The organism is Acinetobacter sp. AHP123 (genome assembly GCF_023757925.1).
GTDB classification, from domain to species: Bacteria; Pseudomonadota; Gammaproteobacteria; order Pseudomonadales; family Moraxellaceae; genus Acinetobacter; species Acinetobacter oleivorans.
Window position 1 is genome coordinate 2,711,162 of sequence record NZ_CP092454.1, and the last position, 19,273, is coordinate 2,730,434.

The following is a 19,273-nucleotide window of genomic DNA, read 5'->3' on the forward strand; positions in this document are numbered from 1 at the left end:
AAAACAATCAGAAAAGCTAGTGATTGTGATGGGGAAGGCTAGTTTTTACATCTATTAATTTTATTGGCGTAATGTAAAAAGGTTTTTAACCATGAAAAAGTCTCTCATTTTATCAGTAATTACTTTGGGTTTAATGTCTATCAATGCGGCAAATGCTGCAACTGCAACAGGTACTTTGACTGTTAAAGCAACTATTACAAATAGCTGTGTATTGAATACTTCAGCTACAGGTACAACAGCTAACGCAGTTTTAGATTTTGGTACTTTAAGTTCTCTTGCGAGCAACGTAGACGCAGACACCACAACGACAGGTGGTACTGCAATTAAAGTTTTATGTAACAACACTGTGCCATGGACTTTGGCTTTCGATGCCGGCAAAAATGCTCAAACGACTCAACGTCGTATGATTGGTGGTGCAACTAGCAACGAATATATTCCTTACAACCTTTTCTCTGACACTAACCGTGCAACAGCAATTGGTATTGCAACAACTGCTTATAGCGGTACAGGTACTGGTGCGCCACAAACAGTTAACGTCTATGGTCGTATTCCTGCTGGCTCAACTTTACCGAGTGCTGGTAGCTATGTTGACACAGTAACAGTAACAGTGACTTACTAATTTTTAATAAGTTTTATTGTGTCATTGCTAGCTCTTGATTTAGAGAGCTAGCCTAATTTGAGAAAAGTCGTTCTGGGCAAATCATGAGAAAAAATATCTTTGTTACTACAAGTTTATTGTTATTTTTGCCTAGTATGCTGAATGCTGCATCAATTCGTCTTTCGCCTGTAAGTGTTGAAATATTAAGCGATCAATCGGCTTCTTCAATTAGTTTATATAACCAGTCAAATGAAAGTAGTGATTTGCAGGTACGTGTATTTGAATGGCGCCAAAATGCTGGGCAAGATCAATTAATACCTACAGATGAGATCGCGGTTAGTCCACCATTTTTAAAATTACAACCTAATGATTCTTATAACTTACGTGTAGTTAGAATTAATCCAGTACCAGTTTCTGGTGAGCAAACCTATCGTATAATTATTGATGAACTACCAAAACCGATTGATAACCGTAAAGTGGACCAGGGAGTTAATGTACTACTACGTTCGTCATTGCCTTTATTTGTAGTCAATAAAGATGCAATTACTAAACTTACTTGGTCAATACAACAAGAGCAAAATAATTCCTCTCTTATAATTAATAATGTTGGAAATCGACATGCACTTTTAAGCAATTTAACGCTTGTTGATACAACAGCGAATAAAAGCTATGCCATTAAAGTAAATACGGTGAATGGTTATATTCTTGCTGGTAAAGCAAGAAATTTTAATATTAGCCCTGATTTTAAATTTCAAACGGATCATAAATATAATATTTCATTGAATATTAACGGTAAGCAAACATCTCTTTAAAGAGGCACACATGAAATATCTCGTAAGTGCCTTATGTGTTATGTACTTGCCGATTCATGCTTTTGCTGAATCATTGCAAGATAGCACCAATGCTGCTTTACCAAGTATTCCGGAAGTTACAAACTCTTCTCATCAGATTTTCATCTCTGATAAGGCGTATACACAGCTTTTCTTAAAGATTTCTATTAATTCGAGTATTTCAACAGATTTGATCTCGGTGCGCCAAGATCAAGATAGAAAGCTGTATATCCGTTCTCGTGACTTGAAAGTTTTAAGGGTGAAAATGGATGAGCAGACTCCTGATATCCAATGGGTGTGTATTGATGAACTAAAAGGAATCCGTTTTAAATATCTAGAGAATGAACAGGCTCTAAATTTACAAGTTCCGTCGAACATGTTGATGGATTATTCAGTTGACTTAAATGGTCAGCAGATTACTAGTCCTCATTTGCTGAAAATGAAGCCTTTAAACGCGGCTATTCTGAACTACAGTTTGTATAACACTATAACCAATGACGAGAATGTTTTCTCAGGTTCGGCAGAAGGGATCTTTAACAGCGCAATTGGTAACTTTTCTTCAGGCGTTTTATACAACGGTAGTAATGAAACGAGTTATAGCCATGAAAAATGGGTGCGCTTAGAGAGTAAGTGGCAATACGTAGACCCAGAAAAGATCAGGATATATACCTTAGGGGACTTTATTTCCAATAGTTCTGACTGGGGTAGTAGTGTACGTCTGGCAGGTTTCCAGTGGTCAAGTGCCTACACTCAACGAGGTGATCTTGTTACCTCGGCACTACCGCAATTTTCGGGTTCAGCAGCACTTCCTTCAACACTAGATTTATACGTTAACCAGCAAAAGATTTATTCAGGACTGGTGCCTTCAGGTCCATTTGATATTAAACAACTCCCGTTTATTTCAGGTAATGAAGTCACTCTTGTGACTACTGATGCAACGGGTCAGCAGAGCATTACCAAACAGGCTTACTATTTTTCATCAAAAATTCTGGCAAAAGGTATTAATGAATTCTCAGTAGATGTCGGGGTTCCACGCTATAACTATGGACTGTTTTCAAACGATTATGATAATGCCACTTTTGCTTCGGGTGCGATTCGATATGGCTACAGCAACTCACTAACCTTAAGTGGTGGTGCAGAGGCTTCAACAGATGGTTTATCGAACCTCGGCACGGGTTTTGCCAAGAACTTGTTTGGTTTTGGAGTAATCAATGCTGACATCGCAGCGAGTCAGTATAAAGATGAAAACGGTTATTCTGCTCTAGTCGGTTTAGAAGGGCGTATTAGTAAAAATATTTCGTTTAATACCAGTTACCGAAAAGTATTTGATAACTACTTTGACCTTGCCCGTGTGTCTCAAGTTCGATATTTAAAAGATAATCAATCCGATGATGGACCCAAAAATTATTTAAGCTACAGTGCGCTGGCAGATGAGATTTTTAGGGCAGGAATTAACTATAATTTTTATGCAGGCTATGGCGTTTATTTGGGCTATAACCAGATCAAATATAGCGACAATGCTAATAAATTAGTATCTGCCAATTTAAGCGGAAGCCTGAACAAAAACTGGGGCTTTTATGCATCAGCGTATAAAGATTATGAAAACCAAAAAGACTATGGCATTTACTTTGCGCTGCGTTACACACCGTCTAGCCGAGTCAATGCGATTACAAGTATTTCTAATGAAAGTGGTAAAACAACCTATAGACAAGAAATAAACGGATTTAGTGATCCACAAATCGGTGCATTTGGATGGGGAGGCTATGTTGAGCGCGATCAAGATGCGAATCAAAACAATGCATCGGTTTATGCTTCTTACCGTGCTCGGGCAGCTTACCTGACAGGTCGATACAACCGAATTGGGGATAACGACCAAGTTGCACTTTCAGCGACAGGATCATTGGTTGCGGCAGCAGGGCGAATTTTTGCGGCCAATGAAATTGGAGATGGTTACGCTGTTGTAACCAATGCTGGGCCACAAAGCCAGATTATAAATGGCGGGGTAAATTTAGGAGTAACTGATGGAACCGGGCGATTCTTAATTGCAAATTTAAGACCCTATCAGCTTCATCATATCTATCTAGATCCATCATATTTACCTTTAGAGTGGGATGTTAAATCCACTAACCAAACAGCATTTGTAGGTTATCGCCAAGGTGGTCTTATTGACTTCGGCGCTCATCAGGTCATTTCAGGATTAGTGAAACTTGTTGATGCTAACAATTCACCTTTATTACCGGGTTATACGGTTCGAATTAATGGGCAACAAAATGGTGTAGTTGGCTACGACGGTGAAGTATTTATTCCAAACCTATTAAAGCAAAACCAGCTTGAAGTCGATCTTCTGGATCATGGCTCATGCCAAGTTAATTTTGCGTATGAAAATAAGCAATACAGTGCTAAAAAATTGGGGCCTTATATATGTCGATAACTACTAGCTACAACCAGTTGGCAATCTTTAAAGCTTTCGCATTTGTTCTGAAATATTTTTTAGGATTTAGTTTACTATGCCTGAGTTTTGCAATTTTTAACTCAGCCCATGCAAATTGCATAGTTACTGGAACAACTTCTGGCACTTCTCCATATACTGCCGCAACAATTAATAGTGATGCAAACATCAATTTTTCTGGCACGATTAGTTGTTTTGGTGGGCGTGTTACTCCTGAAATTTCAGGTTATATGTGTATGAAAACGGTATTTACGGGAACCACAAATACCAATAATAACGTTTCATTACCTTACACCGTCACGGCAACTGTAGGTGGGGCTGGGTCTTCCACCACAAATCAGACCTCAAATGTTTGGTATGGGCCAGTGAGAACAGTCGCTTCAAATAATGTTGTTAGCTACTCAGTAAATGTAAAAGTCCCAGCACGCCCAGGGTCTCTTATTGCCTATCCTAAAGGGACATATACGGGTACGGTTCAGCTTTTTTGGGATATGCAAGCAAGCTCTAGTACTGTCTGTGAAGGAAATAGTGGTGGAGGATGGGACTCAGGCAATGCGACTATCACTGCTAATTATGTTGTACCGAGTTTGTGCCAATTAGATTCCACATCAAATGTAGATTTTGGCAATATCAATGATATTGGTACGACGAGTCGTGATTATACTGCGCAAGGTGCAGTGAATACGACGTGTAACAATGGAACCTTATATAGTATTTACTTGGGTGATGGAATTAACCGTATTGCTGGCGGCTTTAGACGTATGACAAATGGTAGTAACCAATATATTCCTTATCAGCTATATCAGGACTCAAATTATGGTACGGTATGGGACACTACAGGTGGTGTAACCACGGTTGGGGGTTCTGGAGGTGTTTCTAAAACAGGCTCAGGCACTGCTCAAAGTACAAATGTCTATGGAAAAATTCCGCAGGGTACAGCTATTTCAACGACACCTGGTAATTACTCAGATACGATAGTTGTTACAGTAACTTATTAATAATCTGTTGGAAATTGATATTGAGTCTGTTTTTATATTGAGTTACTCATGTGAATAGTCATGAGTTTTAAATTTGATATTTAAGCCAGAATTGATTTGAACACCTAGCTCTAGATAGTACTAGCTATAAATTTGATTTTTAATTGTTCTAATTTGAAGAAGGGGGAAAACTTTTAAAGATAAGATAGACGTGAAACGGTGATCAACGATAATGTTGTTTTAGAATAAGTAAAAATAGAAAAAGACAAATTAAAAAAATAAGAAAAAACATCTGATGAATAAATACCTTATGAATATTAAATGTATTTTTACACAAGTTAACAGATTGTACAAATTAAATTACAGTTGTCTTATATTCATTTAGTCTTTCTTATCAATAAAAAAAGCTTTTAAAGGCGAAACCGGTTATTAATAATTTAATTATTTGTATTGGAAAACAAAATGTTAAAATTGTGGGGGTGGGATGTTTTGAATATACAATTATCTCGAATTTTAACGTATTGAAACTACTAAGGTTTACAACTTGTTCCAACTACTTTGGTTCGATCGGGAATTGCGAGTGTTTGAACTCTACAACGCCGTAAAGAATCTTTGTGATGAACCATGCATTACCACTTCGTAGATTAGTTAATCAACGTATGTGGCAAATACCAAACACGTGAAAAAACAAGTTTCCGAAATTCAGGGGTGTCAGTTCGGTGCTCGCCAGGCGCACCGTATCAGTTGAACGACAAACAGATTCATACCTTCGCACAGAAGCTTTCACAACATCTTGAGTTCGCAAGCCAGTTTTTTGCAGCCGTAGGGGGCAGCATGACAGACCTCTACCATGTCAACGTAGCGCTCTTAGATAGTGAGCTCTTGGTACTGGTGTACATGGGTTGAGACCGATTCTTATTGCAACTACTGGTAATCTATTCTCTAGCAATATTCCTGTTGCACTTGCAAATGTAAGTTTGGGTGATTGGAACTTTGCATGTCTTACAGTTGATACTGTAAATAAGATTGCAAAATTTAATGTACCTCAACTTAATCTCGTCTGGTCTATTAGTATTGCAGCAGCTACTCTTAAACCACTTGTATCAGATGAGTTCTTCTATATCGGTGGCTCATCCGCTTTGACAGTGGGTGCAGCTCCATTCAAATCTTATGTTTTATTTAACTAACAATTTCGCTAATTTATTAGATGTGTTTATCGCTAAATCATCTATATATTTGCTGTAATAGTGAGAGAAAAATAAAATTACGAAGAATGTTATTGAGCTTGAGATCAATGATGAGTAAACAAAAGAGTACCCATTATCAAGAAGGTAGTTAAATATAGGAATACATACAATATAGATTATTGAAAGATGGATTAAGTAAATTGCAAAAGATACTTTACCTAGCCAAATAAGGGGCTTTTTATCTAAAATATCATCTATTATTTTTGATTTTAAAACAGAAAATACTACTAAAACTCCACCTGTGAAGTTTAAGTAGTCATAAGTTTTTTCACCTAAAAAATTACTAAAGAAAGAATAGCTAGTGCTAGTGTTATGTGCGCCACAGAGATAAAGACCAAAAATAAAAATCAAAATGCTTAAGGCTTCAGGAATATGTTTTTGAATAAAGTAAAAGTAATGTCCAATTATGAAGCTAAGAAAACCTAACATCATTAGCTCTGGTAGAACGATGATAGAGATTAATGTAATTAATAAAAGGAACAGATGTCTAAATATAGGTCTGTATTGTAGTAAACATGCTAAATATATGATAATAGAACCGAATAATTCTATTCGCATTGTCCAAAGCGCGCGATTGTATCTTTGGTCACCAAATAAAAAGGCGCCAATGGATCCATTATAAAGTGCGTCAAAAAAATTAGGCTCAATCTTGATTCTTTGCATTGCTTCAGCGATTCTTGAAACATCAACGTTGATCTGAAGCACTAAAAACATAAGTAAGCAAGAAAACAATGCTGGTATAGCTAAGCGAGGATATCTCTTTGTTATAGATATAAAAAATCGCTTTTTGTAGTCTGTGTTCTTTAATGAAGATAACGTTAAAACATAACCGCTCAAAACAAAGAAAATGAAAACAGCCCCTGTGCCAGAGTACAAAAAAGCAAAGGGAGAATTATAAATAGTTTCCGCTAGCTCGAATTTTGGTAGCTTTGATTCATAAAAACTATGTAATTGAGGATAGAAAGTACCCAGCAAGTGTGAGAAAACAACTGCTATACAGGCAAGGCCGCGTATACTTTCGGCTGAATGTAGCTTGTCCATAAGTTTTATGATTGAAAGTTAAAATTTTGATAAAGCTAGCAGATAAAAGCTTTAATTTCTATTATTTTAATTTATGTTTGGTAAAATTATTTTCTAATATTAATTATTATGGAAGCGTTCTCTGAAATTGTAGTTTTCTGTGTTGCGAGATAAATTTTTATTTTATTTAACTGGTGTTTTAATGGTGGTAAATATACTTATTTATAAAGTATTTTATATTAATTTATATGGATATTAAATATTCAATTTAATATAGATAATTTTCAGGTTTGAGCTCATATTTGTGGGCTTTTTGTTTTTATGGGTCTATATGAAATATTGAAGCAGTACAAGAAGCTCTTACTTGGTTGGGCACACCTTACCATCATCAAGGCCGTGTTAAGGGTGTTGGGGTAGACTGCGGTACTTTGATTTGTGAAGTCTATGAAAAAGTAGACCTTATGGATCATTTAGATCCGCGGCCATATCCACCAGACTGGCATTTGCATCAGATGGAGCAACGTTATTTAGAACTCATCTTAGGTGTATGTGAACCAGTAGAAGGACCGCCACAACCGGGTGACATTGTTTTATATCAATTTGGCAAATGCATTAGTCATGGTGCAATTGTCATCGAATGGCCTCAGGTCATTCACATTTATCTCCATTAGGGAGTGATTATTCAGGATGGAACCAAAGGAAGTTTAGCCCAGCGAATTGCCGGGTTTTTTCGTATGAAGAGGCTGAAAAAATAATGGGTGGATTATTTGGCGATACCACGATTAGTACTACTGATACCCGTATTAATTCTATGCGTATTCAGCAGTCAGCGTATGGGCTTTGCCAGCCTTTGGTATATGGCAAAACCCGAGTTGCTGCCAACATGTTTTGGTATGGTGATTTTCTAGGAACGCCACATACTACGGTTGAGAAATCAGGTGGCAAGGGAGGGAGTACCAAGACTAGTAATACGACATTAGTTATAGCGCCTCTCTGATGCTTGGGTTATGCGAGAATCAGATTAAAAAGATTGGCCTGATTTGGGTTGATAAAGAACAGTACATACCAAAGCTGGAGGGATCTATTACGTTAGATCCAATCGATCAGTTAAAGTTTGAATTATACGATGGGAATAATAACCCGCCATGGGGCTGGCTAGTTTCAAAGCATCCGGATCAGGCAATTAACTATCCATTTTTAGGATATGTTGCATGTGCCAATTATGAGATGGGAAATAATGCAAGTCTTTCAAATCATAACTTTGAAGTGATTAGCACCATTACATTGTCTGAAACTATTGATGATGCTAATCCCGCAGATGTAATTGAAGACTTTATTACACATCCTCGGCACGGCGCATCACCCAATTTAAACATGGCAGATTTAGAAGAGTTTCGCACTTATTGCCGTGCAGCAAATCTTTTAATTAGTCCAGCATTCACAGAACAACGCCCTGCATATGAAACAATCAATGAGATTGTCGAAGCTGTAAATTGTGCTGTGGTACCAAGCCCAGACGGATTAAAGATCCGTTCTTTTGGCGATTCTGCAATTACTGGCAACGGCGTTACTTTTACTCCAGATCTCACCCCTGTTTACCACTTAACTGATGATGATTTCATTAGTGATGATGAGCCAGTACGTGTTCGCCGCAGCCGTGATACTGATGCTTATAATCATGTACAGGTTGAATATATCAATCGCTACAACCAATACAACACAGAAACGACTGAGGCCAAGGACCAAGCAAACATTGAGATGTTTGGCCTACGTACCGAGGATCCAGTAGAAAGCCATTACTTTTGTGAGCCCAAAATAGCCCGTCACGCTGTACAACTTCGTTTACAACGATTGCTGTATGTGCGTAATGAATATGAATTTTCTTTGGGCTGGAAGTACTGTCGTTTAGAGCCAATGGACATTGTCACCATTACTGATGAAGCTTTGGGCCTAAATCAATTTCCTGTACGTATCACACGTATTGAGGAAGATGAGTTCGGTGAATTAACTATCACAGCTGAAGAATTGGCTGTAGGCTCAAGATCCGCTATTGAATATGATTCACAAGCTTCTAATGGTTATCAAGGCGGCAATGAAGAACCAGGTAATGTGAATGCTCCAGCTATCTTTGAGCCTCCATTAGATTTAACTGATGGCAAGAATCAAGTATGGGTTGCGGTGTCAGGTGGGATCAATTGGGGCGGCTGTAATGTTTGGGCCAGTCTGGACAATACGACTTATGAAATGATCGGCACAATTTATGGAGTCGCACGATATGGGCAACTTGTAACGGCCATTGATGCAGATGATACCGCTTTACAGGTTGAGCTAAATACAGCAAGTCGAATCTTCAGCGGCACATTAAAAGATGCTCAAGCAGATCAAACCCTTTGTAAAATTGGTGATGAGTATTTTAATTATCAAGTGGCCACTTTAAACGGATCTGGTCTTTATACCTTAAGTGATGTTCTGCGTGGACGTTTTGATGATGCACAGATTCATAACGCTGGTGAGCCTTTTGTACGCCTTGATCGGGCTATTTTTGAATATCCATATAATGAAAGTCTAGTAGGTAAACAGATCTTCTTAAAGTTCACTAGCTTTAATGGATTGGAGCGAAAAGAACAGACATTGGATGAGGTAACAGCGTATAGCTATACATTATCTGGTGGACGTCCTGCGGGTGTTAAAGGCTTGTCACTTCAATCGCCGTTTGTGGGTACCACGTTCAAAGTCCAATGGCAAAGCTCAACCGGTGCAGATGGTTATAATGTTTATACAGCTGCTACCAAAGATTCTATTACTGTGAATTAGGTGCCTAGTGAAGTACCTGATCCAACACACAAATACCACCTACGTGGACCGGTACAGATTTAACAACTACTTTTGGAGGCTTACAACCAACAACTCCATATTATATTCGTGTCGCTGTACGTGATGTGTGGGAAAACACAGACTGGAACTATACAAATCAGATTATTCAAAGTACTTCTGAAGGTTAATTTAAATTATTTACAGAGTACCCAAACGGGTGCTCTGTAAATTTTATAATAATAAGAAGTAGAATAAACGATAGTTTTTTAAACTTTTAAAATAGATAATTTATTGAATTTTGTTGATCTTCTAATCCTTTTTTCTATAATGAAAAATAACTTAAATTTAAAACATCATTGTAATAGGAAATAAAATAATTTTTTTTAATGTTGATGGTAAATAATTTTAATAGATTAGAGGGTTGATTTTGAAGAATATTGCTTACGAAAATAAGGGTATATTAAATCCAAGTAATAAAGTTAAATTTTTTGGCATAAACCTTTTTGTACTTCAAGTAATTTTTGGGATAGTACGTGAAAAAAGAGTTCTGGAGTTTATCTGGGGTACTTACTGTTTTATAAGATATAAAGCCAAAAAGTCAAAAAATTATGTCAGGAATTTAGATGAAGTGAGAACTTCAAAATTTATAATACTAGAAATTAGCGGTGAAAAAATTGTTTCAAGAAGCTGGGTTTTGAATGAAGATTTTAAAATTTATGTAGAGTATGGACTGCCTGGAGCAAGAATTGTATTTAAAAACAATGGTATAATGAAAATCTATGATCCCTATAAAGATGATCATGGAGTTTATCACATACATAATATTATTCATCTCTATGATGATAAGTTTCTTGTCTCTACTGGGGACAGTAGTAAATATTTAGATGAATTTGTAATCAATGAAAATGAATGTAAAGTTATAAAAAGGTATTTAAAACATTTAGGTGGATTTACAGCTTCAATTGATATGAATGGTTGTATATTAATGGGTACAGATTTTTCTTGTAGGCCAAATTATATTTTTAACTTTACGAGTAGAGAAAAATATTTTTTACCGAAAGAGGCTTGGCTTGAATATATTATAGATATAGAAAGAATTGATTTAAATTTCATTGAAGTTTTTACAAAGCGATTAAATGAAAAACTTGGTCATAAATTACTTTTTAGTATAGCTTCTAAATCTTTTGTTTCTGTAACTAAAATTACAATAAAGGAAGAATTTTTGCATGAAACCCTCTAAATAAGATTGGATATAAACGTGATGAACTTAGCTTTATCGCTAGAATTAACTTTATAGAAGTTTCGTAATGTACCCAAACCGGGTGCTTTTTTATTGTTGCCAAATGATGATTGGATAATGAAAGACTACCGCTTTATAGCGGTTTTTCTTGTTTTCTGGAGATATAAATAGAGCCAGTTTCCACTAGCGGTTTAACTGCAATTTTAAAATTTTATGGATCAGCAATTATGGTGACTTTAGCAGCCGCATTAGTTGCAGCAGTTGTATTAATGACACGTATGCCACGCTCACCTCAAGAATGGTCCATAGGTCTGATTTGTACAGGTGTATCAAGCCTTGCTGGTAGCTCATTCATTATCGTGAAGTGGGGCTTCATGAATGGATTACAGATATTTGGGGGATGATTACTTTAGGTGGCTTCTTCTTCATTTGTGGTATTCCGTGAAGTAATCAAAGAAGTTTAGAAAGTCAAAAGGGATATCAAAAACAGTTAATGTCGCCGAAAGACGGTTTTTTACATTTAAAGGAAACTGAAATGAACATTGAACAATATCTTGATGAATTGATTAAACGCGAAGGTGGGTATGTAAATAACCCAGCCGATCGGGGTGGTGCAACTAAATACGGCATAACTGAAGTAGTAGCACGTTCAAACGGATTTAAAGGCAACATGAAAGATTTACCGCTTGATATGGCCAAAGCAATTTATCGCAAAAACTATTGGACTACTCCGCGTTTTGACCAAGTGAATACAATTAGCTCGGTAGTGGCTGAAGAGCTTTTAGATACTGGTGTGAACTGTGGTACCGGATTTGCAAAGCCACTTTTACAACGTACTTTGAATTTGCTGAATAACCAAGGTAAAGCAGGTTTTCCAGATCTTGTGATTGATGGAGTTTATGGACCAGCTACTTTAAATGCTTTAAAAATTTATTTGGCCAAATGTGGGAAAGAAGGTGAGAAAGTCTTGGTGCGAGTGCTAAATATTATGCAAGGCCAACGCTACATTGAAATCTGTGAGCGAAGTCCTAGCCAAGAGCAGTTTTTCTATGGCTGGATTGCTAATCGCGTTTCACAATAAAGGTTCTGGTTTTGCTGTGCATTCTGTTTTTAGAATACATAGCTAATATTAAATATCTTGTATTCTTTGTTAAAATCTAAATTACTCCTAATTTATTTAAGTTAATTAAATATAAGATCTAATTATTAATTAATTCTAAATTATCTATATAGAGTCTAATAAAAAATAATTTTTATTATTTTGCTGGTTAATTAAAATTTAAAGTAATTGTATATTTGTAAGATGTTAATTTAATTGTTTAAAATTTTTTTATTTTAACAATTGATAAATTTGCCAATTGTTAAAATTATTTTTTATTTAAAAGATTTTGTTAATTTGCAGATTATTATTTACAAAGTAAATTTTATAGTTTATTTCTAATATTAAATTGGGTTTGAAATTTAATTGGTAAAATAAAAAATAATTTTATAAAACTAAACCAAGGAGGTGATGGGTATTAAAAAATACACGCCTATTACTTATAAAGGATGGAACTAAAATGATGAAACTTAAAAATTGTACGTCTTATTTATTTTGCGTTTTCATACTATCGGGATGTTCCACAAATTTAGTGTCTCAGAAAAGAGCAATTGTTATCCCGAATTCAAATCAGAAAGAGGAATTCACTATAGCTCTTCCATCAGAAGTACGCTTAGCTAGAACAGTTATAGGATTCGATGGTAAAAGATACCATTGTGATCAAACTATGCCAGATACTGCAAGAGCCGATGCTTATGGGGCCAGTGGTAAAGCTAGTTTTAATGTAGCAGACAGCACTGTAATTAAACAACAATCAGCAGCTGAAGGAGGTGTCAATTCAAACACCAGTATCTTACAACTCAATGGTAGATCATCTTCAGTCTTATTAGGTAGGGATGTTATGTCCCAAATGTGTTTAAGTTCAGCCAACGGGACATACGCCGAACAAGCACCAATGTTTATAGAGCTACTAAAGGTTGTAGATAAAATTGCAGATAAAGAAATAAAGACTGCTGAGACAAATCAATTAGTGGCCCAATCTTTTTTAAGACCTGAAATTCTCAAAAATAATCAGATAGAATTATCAGATGCTGCGAATTGGATATTAACAAAACAGTACTATGAATGTATGAAAAAAGCAGAAGGAGATGAATCGAAAAAAGAAGAAAAATGTTTAGGTGAATATAAACAAAAGCAGCAAGAAGCTCATAAAAATTAGAGGATTAGTTAAATGAAAACGATACCATTAACTGATGAGCAGTTACAATTTATGTCAACTCCTCCTAAAAACTTTCTCTATTGGCTTATTAAGGATACCTATACCGTTGTTGCCATTGTTGAGAATTGGAATGCAACAACCATTACTTTAAAAACTGAACATGGAGCGACCTCTACAGAAAATCGTAATGACGTGAAGTTCATTATTGGTAATTAATATCCTAAATGATTGTAATGTAACAATTATATAGTGGGTTAAAACATGCTGTTAAAAACAGTGTCTAGATTATTGAGGCAGTACAACAATTGCGAAAAGAGAGGACTGAAACCAATTCTTTTTTATAGTTAGTTACCAGTTGAAGATCTAATTTCCTCATAGATCCTTCTCTAAATGAGTCAACGTCATCTTCAGGCTTATGAAATTGACTCATTTATAAATTTTTTACTAAATTTTGATATATTGATTTGCTATATTTCATAAGATTTTATATCTGTATTTAAGCCATATAGCTCTGATATTTTTATTGCTGAATTAATCCATGGAATTGTATGATTAAACCCTAAATTTTACGTTAACATAAAAGTTAGAAAGTTAATTGTAAAAAAGATTTCATAAAAAAATAATTTTTTGAAAAATTTTCCGAAAAAATATTATAATAAATTGCTGTACATTAGTTTTTAAAATAATAAAAGGACTATTAAGATGGACGATATTACATTTCAAAAGGAACTATCCAACTCAATTAAAAATACAATTAAATGGGCGAAGATAAATTATATTCTTGCGCACATTGTATTTACAATATCCATTGTAAGCAGTTTTGGAGGTTCATTAATAATTGCATTAGGTAAGGATAAAATATTAACTGTTATATTAGCAGCATTACCTGGCTTAATGTTGTTAATTAATAATACTTTTAGATTCGAGGAGCGTGCTAAGTGGTTTTGGCGAAAGACAAGAGTATCAGAAGCCTACTCTCGTGAATTAAGAGATAAAAGCGATCCAGACACACACTTATTAAGCCAAAATTACAGTAAAGAATTAGCAGAATTGGAACTAGAGTGGCCTGCTTTTGGTAGTTCACCAAGTCAACCCCAAAAAGATGGAATTAAACACTGATTCTCAACTTAGACCATAATAAAGAATGTAGAAAAAAGTTAAGGTGACGAGCTCACCTTAACTTGGCCATTTATACAAACTGTCTTATAAATTTTTCCTACAGATATTAAAGCAAGGGTGGAATCATACCGAGCGTAAATTGCCACTATTCATTTTTCCATTCATAGAAAAAATAAGAGGGCAACCTAGCTAGGGTGGACATTGGCAATGTAATCGTAAGTAGGTTTAAACAAATCTAATAGGTGTAGTCGGTATTTACTTATTGATTCGTAGTTGGCGCATATAGCAGACACTTCTTTATTTTTTCTTCAATAATAAATTATTTTGTTCTAACCAAAATGATAGAATTGCGCAGATCAGTAAAATGAGTAGTTTCTGCTTAAAAAACATGCAGTCTACAGTTTTTTTTTAATTGATTGGAAATTAAATTTGTAGACTAGTGAAGTGCAAAACACATCATATCAGTACAAATAGATGCAACTTTAATTATGATTAACTATTTGAAAATGCAAGATAAAGCAACTTAATGCAACCACTTACAATCCAAACCAGACTCGGCGGATTCTACTTTTTCTACTATTCCATTGTGGGTACGTTCATGCCTTATTGGAATTTATATCTTCAAGATCAAGGGTTTAATTATCAAGAAATTGGTGTTTTATCATCAATTGCGATTGTAACTCGTTTTTTTGCGCCTTTAGTATGGGGATGGGTTGCCGACAAATCTGGTAAGCGAATGCTGTTAGTGCGGCTAGCAACTTGGATGGAATCATGTATATGGTTGGCTATTTTTATAGTGCCAAATACGTTTCAATCCATAGCTTTACTCATGCTTATTTTTAGCTTCTTCCAAAATGCTATTTTAGCTCAATTTGAAGGGGTTACTTTATTTTGGTTGGGTGATCAAAAAGCTAAACTTTATGGCAAAATTCGTAAGTGGGGATCTGTTGGATTTATTGTCGGTGTTTTTGTTATTGGTGCACTTCTGGAAATAGTACCCATTTCGATGCTTCCAATTTTATTATTAATTATTGCTTCATTAGCATTTATTTGGTCTTTTACCATTCGAGAACCGGATGGTGCACCTACCTCACAGAAAAAGTTAGAGCCTTTACTTCCTGTATTAAAGCGCCCGACAGTAGCTGCATTTTTCACAATTGAATTTATTTTGCTTTTTTCACATGCACCTTTTTATAGTTTTTATAGTAACTTTCTGAAATCTTTGAATTTCAGTACGACTGAAATTGGATTTTTGTGGGCGATGGGGGTTTTTGCAGAAATTTTTATGTTTTCAATTGCCTCAAAGATTTTTCAACGTTTTTCGTGGCGTATCTTAGTCGTTGTGTGTTTGCTAGTGACGAGCATACGTTGGATGCTGGTTGCACTATTTTCACATTACTTTGTTGGGCAGCTTTTTGCACAGTGTTTGCATGCTTTTAGTTTTGGTTTATTTCACTTAATTGCAATGAGAGTTATTTTTCAAAACTTTTCTGCTGGACAGCAAGGGCGTGGACAAGCTCTTTACAGTACCATGTGGGGGCTGGGTGTAGCTTTTGGTAGTGTTCTGGCTGGGCATTTCTGGAAAATTCTTTCTGGTGAACTCATTTTTATGTGTGCCAGCGTGGTTGTACTCTTAGGTTTGTGCTTTGTAATGTGGCTTCCGAAACAAGTCGATTCTTCAGCTGCCTAAGCTTGAGATAATATAAAACAAAGAATTTATATTGAAAAAAGCAAGTAAATATAAAATTGTTTGATGACTTGTTGTAGCACGTTACAGTTGAAAAATATTGTTTTTATATGGTTATGGAGCAGTGATTTTGTCAAAAAATATGCTAACTTAACTTCATGCGTTTAATGATTAATAAATCTATGAAAAATATTTATATTATTGGATTATTGTGGGCTTGTTCTGGTTTAGCTGTGGCAGAAACGGCTACTCAACAGCCAGCCGAACAACCCGTTCGGACTGCAAGTAATCCTAATGCTATACGTATTGTTACGCGTCCTGAAATTATGGGATTATGGGGAATGGAAATTCCAAATAATAAGAAATGTGTGGAATATTATAACTTCCGTAGTAGTAATGATGTAGTGATCAAAAGTGGCCAAGAATGGTCATACGGCTTATATGAATATCAACCATCTGATGACCCTAAAGAACAGTTAGCTGCTTTAGTGATGCAAATTAAATTTGATAATAATAAAGTAGATTGTTCAGGTCAGAAACAAGATCAAACAGGTGATGTTTCTCAGTATTTTGTACAGTGGAAAAATGACCATACTATCAACTTCTGTTCAACCGCTAAGGGTGAGCAGTGTTTTGCGACTTTACGTAGAGTCCTACCATAACGTAATAGATATAAAAAAAGCCTCTTACGTATAAGAGGCTTTTTTATTATGCAGTTTCAGCTTTCTTCTTTTCTTCCAATTGCTTTAACAAGTGCTTTTCAAGGTAATGGATGTCCATTGCTTGAGAACAGAAGCTCTTATCTTGCAAAATGAGATCTTTATGCAGAGGAATGTTAGTTTTAATTCCTGTAAGGATCATTTCATCTAGCGCTTGACGCATACGTGCAAGTGATGTTTCACGGTCTTTACCATGAGAAATCAATTTAGCAATCATAGAGTCATAGTAAGGTGGAATGCTATATTCTGGGTAGATATGAGAATCTAAACGAATACCAGCACCGCCTGGCGCATAGAAACTTTCGATTTTACCTGGTGAAGGTAAGAAAGTTGTTGGATCTTCAGCATTGATACGACATTCGATTGCATGACCATTAACTTTGATGTCTTCTTGTTGAAGCTCTAGTCCTAGTCCGCCTGCAATACGTAACTGTTGTTCAATAATATCAACACCAGTAACCATTTCAGTAACAGGGTGCTCTACCTGAACACGAGTGTTCATTTCGATAAAGAAGAATTCACCATCTTCAAATAGAAATTCAAATGTACCAGCGCCACGATATTGCATTAACTGACATGCATGAACACATGCTTCTAAGATATCAGCTCGAGCTTGCTCTGGTAGATTTGGAGCTGGTGCTTCTTCTAATACTTTTTGGTGACGACGTTGTAATGAACAGTCGCGGTCATATAAATGAATCGCATGGCCATTACCATCACCAAGAACTTGCACTTCAACATGGCGAGGTTTCTGTAAGAAGCGTTCCATGTAAACGGTATCGTCACCAAACCACATTTCTGCATCGCGCTGAGCTGCTTGAACTGATTCAAGTAGTGTATCTACACGCTCAACAATACGCATACCGCGTCCACCGCCACCAGATGCCGCTTTAACAATAAGCGGGAAACCGATTTCTTTAGCTTCTGCAAGGGCATTGTGGATGGTTACAGCATGGTCACAACCAGGTACAGTAGGTACACCAGCTTTTTTCATGGCAACAATCGCAGAAACTTTGTTCCCCATAAGGCGAATGTGTTCTGGACGTGGACCAATAAAAGTAAAACCTGAACTTTCTACAATTTCAGCAAATTCAGCATTTTCTGAAAGAAAACCGTAGCCGGGATGAATAGCATCGGCACCGGTAATTTCTGCAGCAGTAATAATTGCCGGGATATTTAAATAGCTATCACTACTTGCACCGGGACCAATACATACTGCTTCATCAACAAAACGTAAATGCATCAAGTCTTTATCGGCATCTGAATAGATACCAACAGTCTTGATTCCTAATGTTTTGCAAGCCCGGGTAATTCGTAAAGCGATTTCACCACGGTTTGCAATTAAAACTTTTTGCAACATAGACGTCCCCGAGGTAATTACGCGCGATAACGGAATAAAGGTTGACCGAATTGGATTACATCGCCATTTTTCACTAAAATTTCTTCAACCACGCCACTTTGAGTTGCTTCAATTGGGTTCATGATTTTCATTGCTTCAATAATACCCAAAGTTTCACCAGCAGATACAGTTTGACCTACTTTAACAAATGGTGCTTCGCCTGGGCTTGGAGCAGCGTAGAACACGCCAACCATTGGAGAAGTTTCAACTGCTCCGCGTGGTGTTTTTGCAACTGGTGCTGCTGCAACAGGAGCTGCCGGAAGTGCTACACCAGCCGCAGCAACGACTGGACTACGGCGAGTTAAAGCGATTGATTGATCACCTTCTTTAACTTCAATCGCTTGCAAGTCAGACTCAATCATTAAATCGATGAGTTTCTTAATTTTGCGGATATCCATGGGCGACTATTCCTAAACTAGTTTGGGTTAGATGGTTGAATTTTTTCAATAGCGTAATCGAGTGCAAAACTATAACCTTTTGCACCAAGACCACAGATCACGCCAATTGCTTTATCGGATAAATATGAATGATGTCTAAATGCTTCTCTTGCATGGACATTCGACAAATGTACTTCAATAAATGGAATGGCAACGCCGAGTAGGGCATCGCGTAGAGCAACGGAAGTATGGGTAAGGGCCGCAGGATTAATAATAATAAGTTTTACGCCTTCGGTTTGTGCCTGATGAATACGGTCAACAATGGCACCTTCCCAATTGCTTTGAAAAGTATCTAATGTAATTGATGCGTTTTGAGCTTGGATAACGAGTTGTTGGTTAATATCACCTAAGGTAAGATGACCATATACTTCTGGTTCGCGTTTTCCCAGCAAATTCAAATTCGGTCCATGAATCACCAAAATGGTCGAACTCATTCAGATTGCTCCAGCTCTAAAGTTGCAAATATTCTTTGCAAGATG

General features: G+C 36.3%; 16 protein-coding genes and 5 pseudogenes. 16 read left to right on the forward strand and 5 right to left on the reverse strand.

The features are described from left to right. Nucleotides 1-91 precede the first annotated feature (91 nt). From MJX77_RS12915 to MJX77_RS12940, 6 genes and pseudogenes are all read left to right on the forward strand, one after another. The gene (locus MJX77_RS12915) at nt 92-619 is read left to right on the forward strand and encodes a Csu type fimbrial protein (RefSeq protein ID WP_033847363.1); all 528 of its coding nucleotides are present in this window, start codon (nt 92-94) and stop codon (nt 617-619) included. Nucleotides 620-702: 83 nt separating this feature from the next. Further along, on the forward strand, nt 703-1,410 hold the full coding sequence (locus MJX77_RS12920; protein WP_013197450.1) for a fimbrial biogenesis chaperone: 708 nt from the start codon (nt 703-705) through the stop codon (nt 1,408-1,410). 40 nt (nt 1,411-1,450) lie between these two features. Beyond that, nucleotides 1,451-3,859, forward strand: coding sequence for a fimbria/pilus outer membrane usher protein (locus MJX77_RS12925; RefSeq protein ID WP_252061334.1), 2,409 nt, complete (start codon nt 1,451-1,453; stop codon nt 3,857-3,859). After that, nucleotides 3,850-4,875 (forward strand): Csu type fimbrial protein, encoded by a 1,026-nt coding sequence (locus tag MJX77_RS12930; RefSeq protein ID WP_252059289.1) that lies wholly within the window; start codon nt 3,850-3,852, stop codon nt 4,873-4,875. Before MJX77_RS12925 ends, MJX77_RS12930 begins: the two co-directional genes overlap by 10 nt. Nucleotides 4,876-5,413: 538 nt before the next feature. Further along, nucleotides 5,414-5,667: pseudogene (locus tag MJX77_RS12935) on the forward strand (helix-turn-helix domain-containing protein); the annotation flags it as partial. An 89-nt stretch (nt 5,668-5,756) separates the two neighbouring features. Continuing rightward, nucleotides 5,757-6,041: a hypothetical protein gene (locus MJX77_RS12940; RefSeq protein WP_252059290.1), complete on the forward strand. Its 285-nt coding sequence runs from the start codon at nt 5,757-5,759 to the stop codon at nt 6,039-6,041. Here MJX77_RS12940 and MJX77_RS12945 read toward each other — a convergent pair. Further along, entirely contained in the window at nt 6,030-7,142 is a 1,113-nt protein-coding gene (locus MJX77_RS12945) for an acyltransferase family protein (RefSeq protein WP_252059291.1), read from the reverse strand. The genes MJX77_RS12940 and MJX77_RS12945 overlap by 12 nt on opposite strands. A 317-nt stretch (nt 7,143-7,459) precedes the next feature. Between MJX77_RS12945 and MJX77_RS12950 the strand changes: the two are divergent. The 8 genes and pseudogenes from MJX77_RS12950 to MJX77_RS12985 all read left to right on the forward strand — a co-directional run bounded on the left by MJX77_RS12950 (nt 7,460) and on the right by MJX77_RS12985 (nt 14,552). After that, nucleotides 7,460-7,876, forward strand: a pseudogene (locus MJX77_RS12950) (C40 family peptidase). After that, a pseudogene (locus MJX77_RS12955) lies at nt 7,876-10,123 on the forward strand (phage tail protein). Before MJX77_RS12950 ends, MJX77_RS12955 begins: the two co-directional pseudogenes overlap by 1 nt. Nucleotides 10,124-10,362: 239 nt before the next feature. Further along, entirely contained in the window at nt 10,363-11,175 is an 813-nt protein-coding gene (locus MJX77_RS12960) for a hypothetical protein (protein ID WP_252059292.1), read from the forward strand. Nucleotides 11,176-11,342: 167 nt separating this feature from the next. Continuing rightward, a pseudogene (locus MJX77_RS12965) lies at nt 11,343-11,617 on the forward strand (hypothetical protein); the annotation flags it as partial. A 93-nt stretch (nt 11,618-11,710) separates the two neighbouring features. Then, entirely contained in the window at nt 11,711-12,256 is a 546-nt protein-coding gene (locus MJX77_RS12970; protein WP_252059293.1) for a glycoside hydrolase family 108 protein, read from the forward strand. A 478-nt stretch (nt 12,257-12,734) separates the two neighbouring features. Next, nucleotides 12,735-13,433, forward strand: coding sequence for a hypothetical protein (locus MJX77_RS12975; protein ID WP_252059294.1), 699 nt, complete (start codon nt 12,735-12,737; stop codon nt 13,431-13,433). A gap of 12 nt (nt 13,434-13,445) precedes the next feature. Next, nucleotides 13,446-13,649: a hypothetical protein gene (locus MJX77_RS12980; protein WP_252059295.1), complete on the forward strand. Its 204-nt coding sequence runs from the start codon at nt 13,446-13,448 to the stop codon at nt 13,647-13,649. Between the two features lie 486 nt (nt 13,650-14,135). Further along, complete coding sequence (locus MJX77_RS12985) at nt 14,136-14,552, forward strand: hypothetical protein (RefSeq protein WP_252059296.1); 417 nt, start codon at nt 14,136-14,138, stop codon at nt 14,550-14,552. 115 nt (nt 14,553-14,667) lie between these two features. On the opposite strand, the pseudogene MJX77_RS12990 reads toward MJX77_RS12985, so the two are convergent. Continuing rightward, nucleotides 14,668-14,836: pseudogene (locus MJX77_RS12990) on the reverse strand (SOS response-associated peptidase); the annotation flags it as partial. 242 nt (nt 14,837-15,078) lie between these two features. Between MJX77_RS12990 and MJX77_RS12995 the strand changes: the two are divergent. Next, the gene (locus MJX77_RS12995) at nt 15,079-16,242 is read left to right on the forward strand and encodes an MFS transporter (RefSeq protein WP_252059297.1); all 1,164 of its coding nucleotides are present in this window, start codon (nt 15,079-15,081) and stop codon (nt 16,240-16,242) included. Between the two features lie 155 nt (nt 16,243-16,397). Continuing rightward, entirely contained in the window at nt 16,398-16,901 is a 504-nt protein-coding gene (locus MJX77_RS13000; protein WP_004791762.1) for a hypothetical protein, read from the forward strand. A 46-nt stretch (nt 16,902-16,947) separates the two neighbouring features. Here MJX77_RS13000 and accC read toward each other — a convergent pair whose 3' ends face one another. Genes accC through aroQ form a run of 3 tightly spaced genes read right to left on the reverse strand, consistent with a single transcriptional unit; the run spans nt 16,948 to nt 19,228 of the window. After that, nucleotides 16,948-18,318: an acetyl-CoA carboxylase biotin carboxylase subunit gene (accC, locus tag MJX77_RS13005; RefSeq protein WP_004791764.1), complete on the reverse strand. Its 1,371-nt coding sequence runs from the start codon at nt 18,316-18,318 to the stop codon at nt 16,948-16,950. Nucleotides 18,319-18,335: 17 nt separating this feature from the next. After that, nucleotides 18,336-18,755, reverse strand: coding sequence for an acetyl-CoA carboxylase biotin carboxyl carrier protein (locus MJX77_RS13010; RefSeq protein WP_004791766.1), 420 nt, complete (start codon nt 18,753-18,755; stop codon nt 18,336-18,338). 17 nt (nt 18,756-18,772) lie between these two features. Further along, nucleotides 18,773-19,228 (reverse strand): type II 3-dehydroquinate dehydratase, encoded by a 456-nt coding sequence (aroQ, locus tag MJX77_RS13015; RefSeq protein WP_004791768.1) that lies wholly within the window; start codon nt 19,226-19,228, stop codon nt 18,773-18,775. Nucleotides 19,229-19,273 lie beyond the last annotated feature (45 nt).

What these genes read in the sequence shown, in the direction of transcription:
- MJX77_RS12915 (WP_033847363.1), top strand. Translation starts at nt 92, where the DNA reads ATGAAAAAGTCTCTCATTTTATCAGTAATTACTTTGGGTTTAATGTCT.
- MJX77_RS12920 (WP_013197450.1), top strand. Translation starts at nt 703, where the DNA reads ATGAGAAAAAATATCTTTGTTACTACAAGTTTATTGTTATTTTTGCCT.
- MJX77_RS12925 (WP_252061334.1), top strand. Translation starts at nt 1,451, where the DNA reads ATGTACTTGCCGATTCATGCTTTTGCTGAATCATTGCAAGATAGCACC.
- MJX77_RS12930 (WP_252059289.1), top strand. Translation starts at nt 3,850, where the DNA reads ATGTCGATAACTACTAGCTACAACCAGTTGGCAATCTTTAAAGCTTTC.
- MJX77_RS12945 (WP_252059291.1), bottom strand. Translation starts at nt 7,142, where the DNA reads ATGGACAAGCTACATTCAGCCGAAAGTATACGCGGCCTTGCCTGTATA.
- MJX77_RS12970 (WP_252059293.1), top strand. Translation starts at nt 11,711, where the DNA reads ATGAACATTGAACAATATCTTGATGAATTGATTAAACGCGAAGGTGGG.
- MJX77_RS12975 (WP_252059294.1), top strand. Translation starts at nt 12,735, where the DNA reads ATGATGAAACTTAAAAATTGTACGTCTTATTTATTTTGCGTTTTCATA.
- MJX77_RS12980 (WP_252059295.1), top strand. Translation starts at nt 13,446, where the DNA reads ATGAAAACGATACCATTAACTGATGAGCAGTTACAATTTATGTCAACT.
- MJX77_RS12985 (WP_252059296.1), top strand. Translation starts at nt 14,136, where the DNA reads ATGGACGATATTACATTTCAAAAGGAACTATCCAACTCAATTAAAAAT.
- MJX77_RS12995 (WP_252059297.1), top strand. Translation starts at nt 15,079, where the DNA reads ATGCAACCACTTACAATCCAAACCAGACTCGGCGGATTCTACTTTTTC.
- MJX77_RS13000 (WP_004791762.1), top strand. Translation starts at nt 16,398, where the DNA reads ATGCGTTTAATGATTAATAAATCTATGAAAAATATTTATATTATTGGA.
- accC (WP_004791764.1), bottom strand. Translation starts at nt 18,318, where the DNA reads ATGTTGCAAAAAGTTTTAATTGCAAACCGTGGTGAAATCGCTTTACGA.
- MJX77_RS13010 (WP_004791766.1), bottom strand. Translation starts at nt 18,755, where the DNA reads ATGGATATCCGCAAAATTAAGAAACTCATCGATTTAATGATTGAGTCT.
- aroQ (WP_004791768.1), bottom strand. Translation starts at nt 19,228, where the DNA reads ATGAGTTCGACCATTTTGGTGATTCATGGACCGAATTTGAATTTGCTG.